Source organism: Pseudomonas cerasi (assembly GCF_900074915.1).
GTDB lineage: Bacteria > Pseudomonadota > Gammaproteobacteria > Pseudomonadales > Pseudomonadaceae > Aquipseudomonas > Aquipseudomonas cerasi.
In genome coordinates, this window is record NZ_LT222319.1 from 4,250,199 (window position 1) to 4,261,111 (window position 10,913).

General features: G+C 60.6%; 6 protein-coding genes and 1 pseudogene. 5 read left to right on the forward strand and 2 right to left on the reverse strand.

Annotation, left to right across the window (positions count from 1 at the left end; all coding sequences use genetic code 11):
- Positions 1-259 precede the first annotated feature (259 nt).
- On the forward strand, positions 260-5,092 hold the full coding sequence (locus PCPL58_RS21285; RefSeq protein WP_065350387.1) for a M10 family metallopeptidase C-terminal domain-containing protein: 4,833 nt from the start codon (positions 260-262) through the stop codon (positions 5,090-5,092).
- 186 nt (positions 5,093-5,278) lie between these two features.
- Here the strand turns inward: PCPL58_RS21285 and PCPL58_RS21290 are convergent, their stop codons facing one another.
- The gene (locus PCPL58_RS21290; protein WP_003363462.1) at positions 5,279-5,593 is read right to left on the reverse strand and encodes a hypothetical protein; all 315 of its coding nucleotides are present in this window, start codon (positions 5,591-5,593) and stop codon (positions 5,279-5,281) included.
- A 67-nt stretch (positions 5,594-5,660) separates the two neighbouring features.
- Between PCPL58_RS21290 and PCPL58_RS21295 the strand changes: the two genes are divergently transcribed.
- The 4 genes and pseudogenes from PCPL58_RS21295 to PCPL58_RS31575 form a co-directional block, all read left to right on the forward strand.
- Complete coding sequence (locus tag PCPL58_RS21295) at positions 5,661-6,584, forward strand: LysR family transcriptional regulator (protein ID WP_003363464.1); 924 nt, start codon at positions 5,661-5,663, stop codon at positions 6,582-6,584.
- A 222-nt stretch (positions 6,585-6,806) separates the two neighbouring features.
- The gene (locus PCPL58_RS21300; RefSeq protein WP_003363466.1) at positions 6,807-7,370 is read left to right on the forward strand and encodes a peptidylprolyl isomerase A; all 564 of its coding nucleotides are present in this window, start codon (positions 6,807-6,809) and stop codon (positions 7,368-7,370) included.
- Between the two features lie 102 nt (positions 7,371-7,472).
- Entirely contained in the window at positions 7,473-9,305 is a 1,833-nt protein-coding gene (locus tag PCPL58_RS21305) for an ABC transporter ATP-binding protein (protein WP_003431136.1), read from the forward strand.
- A 104-nt stretch (positions 9,306-9,409) separates the two neighbouring features.
- Positions 9,410-9,559 (forward strand): annotated as a pseudogene (locus PCPL58_RS31575) (hypothetical protein); the annotation flags it as partial.
- A 187-nt stretch (positions 9,560-9,746) separates the two neighbouring features.
- Here the strand turns inward: PCPL58_RS31575 and PCPL58_RS21310 are convergent.
- Positions 9,747-10,874, reverse strand: a complete 1,128-nt coding sequence (locus PCPL58_RS21310; RefSeq protein ID WP_065350388.1) for a GNAT family N-acetyltransferase — start codon at positions 10,872-10,874, stop codon at positions 9,747-9,749.
- Between the last annotated feature and the right edge of the window lie 39 nt (positions 10,875-10,913).

Genomic DNA, 10,913 nt, shown 5'->3' on the forward strand with positions numbered 1-10,913 from the left:
CCCATTTTTGAAGGGCGCGACCATAGCGGTTGCGTCACTCACTGTCCACTCGACGGCCGCCAATTTTTGACGCCAACCCGTCGCCGCGCTCCGCGTTACCCGTCACAAATATGACAGTCGCATTATTGACGTACATGTCGTCGGTTTCGACGAAAATATAGCCTATATCGGCAACTTTTCCACAGAAAAAGGTCTTATCATCTCGACGCTGCAATATTGACTCATTTCATCCACATTCGTCGTCGCCTGGAGTAACACCATGATATTCAACACAAAAGACTTCGGAGCAGTGGGCGACGGCGTCACTGACGATACAGCTGCCATTCAGGCCGCAATCGATGCGGCGGCGGCTGCAGGCGGCGGTGAAGTGGTCATGGGGGCCGGCACATACATCGTGTCCGGTGGCGAAGAGCCTTCTGATGGCTGCCTGATGCTCAAGAGCAACGTCACCCTGTCGGGTGCAGGCATGGGCGAGACGGTCATCAAGCTTGCGGATGGCTCGGACACCAAGATCACCGGCATCGTGCGCTCGGCCTATGGCGAAGAAACCCACGACTTCGGCATGAAGAACCTGACGCTGGACGGTAACCGGGACGCCACCACCGGCAAGGTGGATGGCTGGTTCAACGGTTACATTCCGGGCTCTGACGGCAAGGATTCGAACGTTACCCTCGACAGCGTCGAGATCAAGGATTGCTCGGGCTACGGCTTCGACCCGCACGAGCAGACCGTCAACATGGTGATCAAGAACAGCGTGTCGCATGGCAACGGCCTGGACGGCTTCGTGGCCGATTACCTGAGCGACAGCGTGTTTGAAAACAACGTTGCGTACGACAACGATCGTCACGGCTTCAACGTGGTCACCAGCACCCACGACTTCACCCTGAGCAACAACGTTGCCTATGGCAATGGCAGCACCGGCATCGTGGTGCAGCGCGGCAGCGAGAACATCCCCTCTCCCGCCAACATCACCATCACCGGCGGCGCGGTGTATGGCAACGCAGCAGAAGGCGTACTGATCAAGCTGTCCAGCCAGGTCTCGGTCAGCGGCGTGGACATCCACGACAACGGCAACGCCGGCGTGCGCATTTACGGCAGTTCCGGGGTGGATATCTTCGATAACACCCTGAGCAACAACGCGCTGGGTTCAGCGGTTCCGGAAATCATCATTCAGTCCTACGACGACACCACGGGCGTGTCCGGCAAGTTCTTCAGCGGCAGCGACAACCTGATCCGTGGCAACACGATCACCGGCAGTGACAACTCCACCTACGGCGTCGCCGAGCGCAACGAAGACGGCACCGACCGCAACAGCATCGTCGGCAACACCATCAGCCACACCAGCAAGGGGCTGACCCTGGTGTATGGCGATGGCAGCTTTGCAGGTGATGCGTTCCCGCTGGTGACCGTCAATGGCACCGAGGGCAACGACGTCATCACCGGTGGCGCGGCCCACGAGCAGATCTTCGGTCTGGCCGGCAAGGACACCTTGAACGGCGGTGCGGGTGACGACATCCTGATTGGTGGTGCCGGAGCCGACAAGCTCACCGGTGGCGCGGGTGCCGACACCTTTCGCTTCGATCAGTTGACCGACAGCTACCGTACAGCGACCACCAGTTCCACCGATCTGGTCACCGACTTCGATATCAGCCAGGACCGCATCGACCTGAGCAACCTGGGCTTCACCGGGCTGGGCAGCGGCAAGGGCGGTACGCTGAACATCAGCTACAACGCCACGCTGGACCGCACCTACGTCAAATCACTCGACGCCGATGCCAGCGGTAACCGCTTCGAACTGGGCCTGAGCGGCAACCTGAAAGACACGCTCAATGCCAGTCATTTCATCTTCCAGCATGTCGTGGAAGGCACGGCGGGCGGCGATACCCTGACCGGCACCGACGGCAATGACGTGATCAACGGCAACGCCGGTACGGACCGTATCGATGGCGGCGCGGGCGCCGACACGATCACTGGCGGAGCCGATGCCGACACCCTGACCGGTGGCGCGGGCGCGGACCTGTTCATCTACAACTCGCGTCTGGACAGCTATCGCAATTACACAGCCAGCGGCACCAAGCAGAGCGACACGATCACCGACTTCAACCCGGCCGAAGACCGCATCGACCTGTCCAGCATCGGCCTGCGCGGCCTGGGCGATGGCAGCGCCAACACCATTTACCTGTCCGTCAATGCCGACGGCAGCAAGACCTACATCAAGACCGATGCGGTCGACAGCACAGGCAATCGCTTCGAGATCGCCTTGCAAGGCAATCTGGCCGACAAACTGAGCGCGTCCAACTTCATCTTCTCCACCGCAGCCGCCGCCAATCAGGCACCAGTGCTCAATACGCCGCTGATGGACCAGAACATCACCGAGCTGAAGGCGTTCTCCTACGCTGTGCAACCCGGCAGCTTCAGCGACCCGGACAGCAACACGCTGACCTACAGCGCGACCCTGGCCGATAACAGCGCCCTGCCCGACTGGTTGAAGTTCGACAGCAAGACCCTGACCTTCAGCGGCACGCCGGGTGGCACGGCATCGGGGCTTTACTCGGTATTGCTGACCGCAAGCGACGCCACCGGCGCGTCGGTGGCCGACAGTTTTGCCATCAATGTGGGCAACGTCACGCCGGGGACCCTCACCGGCACCGAGAACGCCGAGGCGCTGTATGGCACCGAAGGCAACGACACGATTCTGGGCCTGGGCGGTGACGACACGCTGCGCGGCGATACCGGCGCCGACATCATCAACGGTGGCGCAGGACGTGACGCCCTGTACGGAGGAGCCGATGCCGACACGTTCGTCTACAGCGCCCTGACCGACAGCTACCGCGATTACGACGCTGGCGGGCTGACCGCCACCGACACGATCTATGACTTCACCCCGGGCCAGGACAAGATAGACGTTTCCGCCCTGGGCTTTCTGGGGCTGGGCAACGGCGAAGATCACACGCTGTACATGACCCTCAACGAAACGGGCGACAAGACTTACATCAAGTCCGCTACGGCGGATGCCGACGGCAATCGCTTCGAAATCGCCCTGAGCGGCAACCTGATTAACACCCTGACCGATGCGGACTTCGTCTTCGGCCAGCGTGAGGCGCAGGAGATTCTCTACCTGCCGACGCTGGGCCAGTCCAATGCGCGCCTGCTGCGCATGACCGAAGACGATAACCAGTCCGGCACCTCGGAAATGGTCAAGGACCTGACCCGCTACACCGATTACGACGTGCGCAGCCAATTCACCGACGCCAACGGCGATGGCATCGACCTCGCCGTGGGCGGCAGCACCGTGGTCGGCTACTCGACCGGCACTCAGGAAGAACAGCGTGTTTCCTGGTGGCTGGTCGACACCGATGAGCCGGGCCCTGCGCTGTTGCGCGCCACCGAGTTGCTCAAGTCGCAACTGGCGTCGCTGACCGCCATCGACAAAGTGACCACCGGGATCATCTGGGGTCAGGGTGAAGAAGCCGCTCAGGAAATCGCCCGCGCCACTGACAAGCAGGCGGCAGCCGAGCTGTACAAGGCCTCGACCCTGAAAGTGTTCGACTACTTGCATGCGCAGATCGGCGATTTCACCGTATACATCGCCGAAACCGGGCACTACCAGACCGATGCGGCCAAGGCCCGCGGCTACACCGATGAAAAGATCAACGCCATTGTCGAGGGTACCGGGTACGTCAGAAGCGTTCAGGAAGCCATTGCCACTGAGCGCGCCGACGTCAAGCTGGCGGTTGACTACACCGACCTGCCGCTGCGTTACGAGGTCAACCCGCTGGTTTACCCCGATGACGTCTGGCACTTGCATGAAGAGTCCGCCGAGATCGTCGGCCAGCGCCTGGCCGATTTCATCGCCGATGACCTGGGTTTCCACGGCAACGCCGCTGACAACAACGACCCGGCGGCCATTTTCGAGAGTGGCCAGAACGAAGGTGGCCACATCTTCGGCACCAGTGACGACGACACACTGGTCGGCAGTTCCGGCAATGACGTGCTGGACGGCGATCAGGGCGCGGATGACATGAGCGGCGGCGATGGCAACGACATCTATGTCGTCGACAACGCTTTCGATACCGTCACCGAAAGCAACGACTCGCCTTCGCAGGTCGACACCGTGGTGTCGTCTGTCAGCTGGACGCTGGGCGCCAACCTGGAAAACCTGGTGCTTACCGGCGTGTCTGCCATCAACGGCACCGGCAACGCCGTGAAGAACGTCATCATCGGCAATGCCAGCAACAACATTCTTGACGGTGCTGCAGGTGCCGACATGCTGACCGGCGGCGATGGATCGGACAGTTATTACGTCGACGATGCCGCCGACCGGGTGGTCGAAACCAATGCCGATGCACAGGTGGGTGGCGTGGATACGGTGTACAGCTCGCTGGCCAGCTACACGCTGGGGGCCAATGTGGAGAACATCGTCATCAACAGTACCGGGGCCGCCAACGCCACCGGCAATGCCCTGGACAACCTGATTTACGCGGGCGCTGGCGACAACGTCATGGACGGCCGCGACGGCAATGACACCGTGTCGTATCTGTTCGCCACCGCCGGCGTCACCGTTGCGTTGAACACCAGCGCCCAGCAAGCCACCGGGGGTTCGGGCCTGGACACACTGAAATTCACTGAAAACCTGATCGGCAGCCAGTTTGCCGACACGCTGACCGGCAACAAGAACGCCAACACCCTGAGCGGCGGCGATGGCAATGACACCTTGTCCGGTGGTGCGGGTGATGACGTGCTGATCGGCGGGTCAGGCGCTGATACGCTGATCGGCGGCACCGGCGCGGACCACTACGTGTTCAACAGCATCACCGATACGGGCCTGGGCGGACTGCGCGACATCATCAATGGCTTCAAGACAGTCGAAGGCGACAAGCTGGACTTCTCCGGCTTCGATGCCCGACCGCTGACCGATGGCCACGATGCGTTCGTATTCATCGGCAACGCGGCGTTCAGCGCCAACAACAGCGGTGAACTGCGTTTTGCCGACGGTGTGCTGTACGGCAATATCGATGACAACGTCGGCGCGGACTTCGAAATCCAGCTCACGGGCGTGCAAACGCTGCAGGCCGCCGACATCATTGTCTGATCGTCCCAAAGCATATAACTCATAAAAAGCCCTGGAAACGGGGCTGCACCCTCAGAACATCAGCAAGAGCGACCGGGGTGAGTACCATCCCCCGCAACCCCGGTCCTACACCAACGCGTTGCACAAAAACGCGAAGCCTCTGTGCTCCCCCCATAAATTTGTCTTATCCATAAGAGCGCTCTACTCTCAGGCGGGCTGGCAGCTGAGCCTGATTCGCAACTTTATGATGCTGCGATTGAATCGGGATGAAACGTCGAGACTCTTGCCTGCGCCGACCTGCACATGTCGGGTGCGCGGTGCCTCCGGCCCGTTGATGAACACCACCGAACATTTGGCGTCTACTTCACCGTAGTTGTTGACGGTGATTGACCCGGTATCGTGATAGACGTCGTGGGCAACATAATCGATCTTCACGCCCTGGTACTGTTTTTCCACCTCGATGGGGTACGCCAGGGCCGTCAACGGCAACATGACCAGCAGCGCACAACACAGTCGATTCATTCGGCAATCTCCGAGTCGGGATTGTCAGAGTAGAACAATAAGCCCGTACTTTAAGAGGAATTACAGCATGAAAGCGCCCCGCGTGACTCTCGACCAGTGGCGCACATTGCAGGCCGTGGTCGATCACGGTGGTTTTGCTCAGGCCGCCGAAGCGTTGCATCGCTCGCAATCATCGGTGAGTTACACCGTGGCGCGCATGCAGGAACAGCTCGGCGTGCCGTTGTTGCGTATCGACGGGCGCAAGGCGGTACTGACCGAAGCCGGTGGCGTACTGCTGCGCCGCTCGCGGCAACTGGTCAAACAGGCCAGCCAACTGGAAGACCTCGCCCACCATATGGAGCAGGGTTGGGAAGCGGAAGTGCGCCTGGTGATCGACGCGGCGTACCCTTCGGCGCGTCTGGTCAGGGCGCTGACTGCGTTCATGCCGCAGAGCCGTGGCTGCCGGGTGCGACTGCGTGAGGAAGTGCTCTCCGGCGTCGAGGAGGTCTTGCTCGAAGGCGTCGCGGACCTGGCCATCAGCGGCTACAGCATTGCCGGGCATCTGGGCACCGAGATGAGCTCGGTCGAGTTCGTCGCCGTCGCTCACCCGGACCACGCCCTGCATCAGGCCAATCGCGAGCTGACCTTTCAGGACCTGGAAAGCCAGTTGCAGGTCGTCATCCGTGATTCCGGCAGGCAGCAACCCAGGGACTTCGGCTGGCTGGGCGCGGAACAGCGCTGGACCGTCGGCAGCCTGGGCACCGCTGCGACCTTCGTCAGCAACGGCCTGGGCTTCGCCTGGCTGCCTCGGCACATGATCGAGCGTGAACTGCGCGAAGGCCTGCTCAAGCCCTTGCGCCTGGACAAGGGTGGCAGCCGCAACCCGACCTTCTATCTTTACTCCAGCAAGGACCGACCGCTGGGCCCGGCCACGCAGATTCTGATCGATCTGATCCGCAGCTTTGACACGACCCCGCTCACCGCTGCACTCGGCACGCCGCAAAATGCCTGACCGGCGCAGGCACTTGGCGCTCTTCACTGTATGCAGCACGTCAATCGCACGCGGCTGGAATTCATCGCCAGCAACGCAGTCTGAAAATCCTGTGCGGTCCATGGACGTGCAGCCTGATCGTCTGAAGTGCTGCAAACCCGCCAATACGCTGGGCAAAAAAAGCCAAACGTGGTTACCTTGCCGGTCACAGTCGATATCTCTTAATGAAGGACGTGTTGCCACATGCTGAAAAAAATCGCTCTCGCCGCCTGCTCCGTACTGTTCGCCGCCAACCTGATGGCTGCTCCGGATAAAGCCACGCACGTGGTACTCGACACCAGCTTCGGCCAGATTGAAATCGAACTTGCAGACACCAAGGCGCCGATCAGCACCCAGAACTTTCTGGGCTATGTCGACAGCGGCTTCTATACCAACACCATCTTTCACCGGGTGATTCCGGGTTTCATGGTGCAGGGCGGTGGCTTCACCCAGCAACTGGTTCAGAAGCAGACCAAGGATCCGATCAAGAACGAAGCCCAGAACGGTTTGCATAACGTCCGCGGCACCATTGCCATGGCGCGTACTTCGGACGTGAACTCGGCCACCAGTCAATTCTTCATCAACACCAACGACAATGCCATGCTCGACAACGGCGCGCGCGACTTCGGTTACGCGGTGTTCGGTAAAGTCGTCAAGGGTATGGACGTCGTCGACAACATCGTCAACGCCCGCACCACTACTCAGAAAGGCATGCAAAACGTGCCAATCGACCCGATCCTGATCAAGTCCGCCAAACGCGTCAACTGATCGGGAAACCTGCACCGCATGGAGCCTTCGGGCTTCGTGCGGTCCGGACGGGAGAGCCTCCACTTATCAAGGAGAACCCACGTCGCGTGGGTGTGATAGCCAATGCTTTATCGTCGTTTCGAAAAACTGATCGATATCTTCAAAGACGCTCCTACCGCTGCCCCGCCCAATACCGTCTTCGCGTTTTATCTCTACTACCTGCGTCAGGTGTGGCCGACGTTTACCGCGCTGCTGGTGGTCGGGCTGATCGGTGCGCTGATCGAAGTGTCGCTGTTCAGTTACCTGAGCCGCATCATCGACCTGGCGCAAACCACGCCGCCGGAGAACTTCTTCAGCATTCATGGTTCCGAGCTGATCTGGATGGTCGTCGTCGCCCTGCTGCTGCGGCCGATTTTCGTCGGCCTGCATGACCTGCTGGTACACCAGACGATCAGCCCCGGCATGACCAACCTGATTCGCTGGCAGAACCACAGTTACGTGCTCAAGCAGAGCGTCAACTTCTTCCAGAACGACTTCGCCGGGCGTATCGCTCAGCGCATCATGCAGACCGGCAACTCATTGCGCGACTCGGCCGTACAGTCGGTGGATGCGCTGTGGCATGTGCTGATCTACGCGATCAGCGCGATGGTGCTGTTCGCCGAGGCCGACTGGCGCCTGATGATCCCGCTGGGTACCTGGATCGCGGCGTTCATCCTCTCGCTGATGTATTTCGTGCCGAGGGTCAAGCAGCGCTCGGTGGATTCGTCCGATGCGCGCTCACGACTGATGGGCCGCATCGTCGACGGCTATACCAACATCACCACGCTCAAGCTGTTCGCCCACACCAACCACGAGCAGCAGTACGCTCGCGAAGCGATGCGCGATCACACCGAAAAAAGTCAGCTGGCTGGCCGCGTGGTCACGTCGATGGACACTACCATCACCACCATGAACGGCATACTGATCGTTACGACGACCGGCCTGGCCCTGTGGTTGTGGACTCAGTCGATGATCTCGGTGGGGGCGATCGCACTGGCCACCGGTCTGGTCATCCGCATCGTCAACATGTCCGGCTGGATCATGTGGGTGGTCAACGGCATCTTCGAGAACATCGGTACCGTGCAGGACGGCCTGGAAAGTATCTCGCAGCCCGTCACGGTCAATGACAAACCTGGCGCCCTGCCGCTGAAGATCGAAAACGGCGGTGTCAGGTTCGACGGCGTCGATTTCCATTACGGCAATGGCAACGGGATCATTCACAACCTCAACCTGGACATCAAACCGGGTGAGAAGATCGGCCTGATCGGGCCTTCCGGCGCGGGCAAGTCGACGCTGGTGAACCTGCTGCTGCGCATGTACGACGTGCAAGGCGGGAGAATCCTTATCGACGGCCAGGATATTTCCGAAATCACCCAGGAAAGCCTGCGGGCGCAGATCGGCATGATTACCCAGGACACCTCGCTGCTGCACCGCTCGATTCGCGAGAACCTGCTGTATGGCAATCCGCACGCAACCGACGAACAGCTCTGGGAGTCGATCCGCAAGGCTCGTGCTGACGAGTTCATCCCGCTGCTGTCGGACTCCGAAGGGCGTACCGGCTTCGATGCTCATGTCGGTGAACGCGGCGTCAAGCTGTCCGGCGGTCAACGCCAGCGTATCGCGATCACTCGCGTGCTGCTCAAGGACGCACCGATCCTGATCATGGACGAAGCCACCTCGGCACTCGACTCGGAAGTCGAAGCAGCGATTCAGGAAAGCCTGGAGACGTTGATGCAGGGCAAAACGGTGATCGCCATCGCGCACCGCCTGTCGACGATTGCACGCATGGATCGCCTGGTGGTTCTGGAGAAAGGCCAGATCGCTGAAACAGGCACGCACAGCGAACTGCTGGCGCATGGCGGGCTGTATGCGCGGTTGTGGCAGCATCAAACGGGTGGGTTTGTAGGCGTGGATTGATAGGGGGAGTTTGCTGGCCTCTTCGCGAGCAAGCTCGCTCCCACAGGATCTTCAGAGGCCACAACATCTTCAGCGGCAGCGACGCCGCACTTGTGGGAGCAAGCTTGCTCACGATCGCACGCATGGATCGCCTGGTGGTTCTGGAGAAAGGCCAGATCGCCGAAACCGGCACGCACTGCGAACTGCTGGCGCATGGCGGGCTGTACGCGCGGTTGTGGCAGCATCAAACGGGTGGGTTTGTAGGCGTGGATTGATAGGGGGAATTTGCTGGCCTCTTCGCGAGCAAGCTCGCTCCCACAGGATCTTCAGAGGCCACAAAATCTCCAGCGGCAGCGACGCAGCACTTGTGGGGTCCACCTGTCGGTCATATGTACGCAGCACTTGTGGGAGCGAGCTTGCTCGCGAAGGGGCCAGTGCAGTCGCTGAATGTCTTCTGGCCGGTTACTCCACCTGCCGATACGGCAGCGCGCTGCGCGCTTCCTCGGCATAGGCCAGTACGCCGACTCGCTCCTGCTCCAAAAACTCGCTGACGGCGTCTTTCAGGCCTGGGTGCATCAGGTAGTGCCACGAACGGGTGATCTGCGGTTCGAAGCCGCGGATCAGTTTGTGTTCGCCCTGCGCGCCGGCGTCGAAGCGTTGCAGGCCGTGCGCGATGGCGTAGTCCATACCCTGATAGAAACAGGTTTCGAAATGCAGCCGGTCAAACTCGGCCAGACAGCCCCAGTAGCGCCCATAGAAACTGTCGTCGCCGATCAGGCTGAAGGCCATCGCCACCGGCCGTGAGCCCTGCAGCGCGATGACCACACGAATCGATTCGGGCATGCGCTCGGCCAGCAGGCTGAAGAACTCACGCGTCAGGTAAGGCGCCTGACCACGCACCTCGTAGGTATTGGAGTAGCACGCATACACGAAGTCCCACAGCACTTCGCTCATCTGCGCGCCTTCGAGCCATTCAAACTCGATGCCCTGCCCGGCCACCTGCTCACGTTCCTTGCGCATCTGTTTGCGCTTGCGCGAACTCAATGCATCAAGGAAGTCCTGAAAGTCCCGGTAGCCGCGATTGTGCCAGTGAAACTGGCAGCCAAAGCGCTCCAGCCAACCCGGTTGCGTTTCAAGCAAGGCATCGGCCGCCGGATCGGTGAAGTTCACGTGGGCGCTCGACAACCCTTCACTCTGCAGATAGGCAGGCAGCTCGCTGAGCAACTCGATACCGCCCTGAGGCGTCACCGACAAAATCCGCGAACCGCCGACCGGGCTGAAAGGCACGGCGATCAGCAGCTTGGGGTAATAGGCGATGCCGGCGCGACGGCAGGCGTCTGCCCAGGCGTGATCGAACACATACTCGCCATACGAATGCCACTTTCGGTAAGCCGGCAACGCCGCCACCAACTGATCGTTTTCGTAGTGCAGCACGTGCTCGGCACGCCAGCCCGATCGTGGCCCGAGGCTGCCGCTGTCCTCCAGCGAGCTGAGAAACGCATGCCGCAGGAATGGCTGATTGCCAGGCACCAGCGCATCCCACTGGGCAGGCGCGACGGTGCCGAGGCTGTCGATTACGTGAACAGGCATGCAGGTTCCCCGATAGGCAGACAGGGTGAAGAATATCCC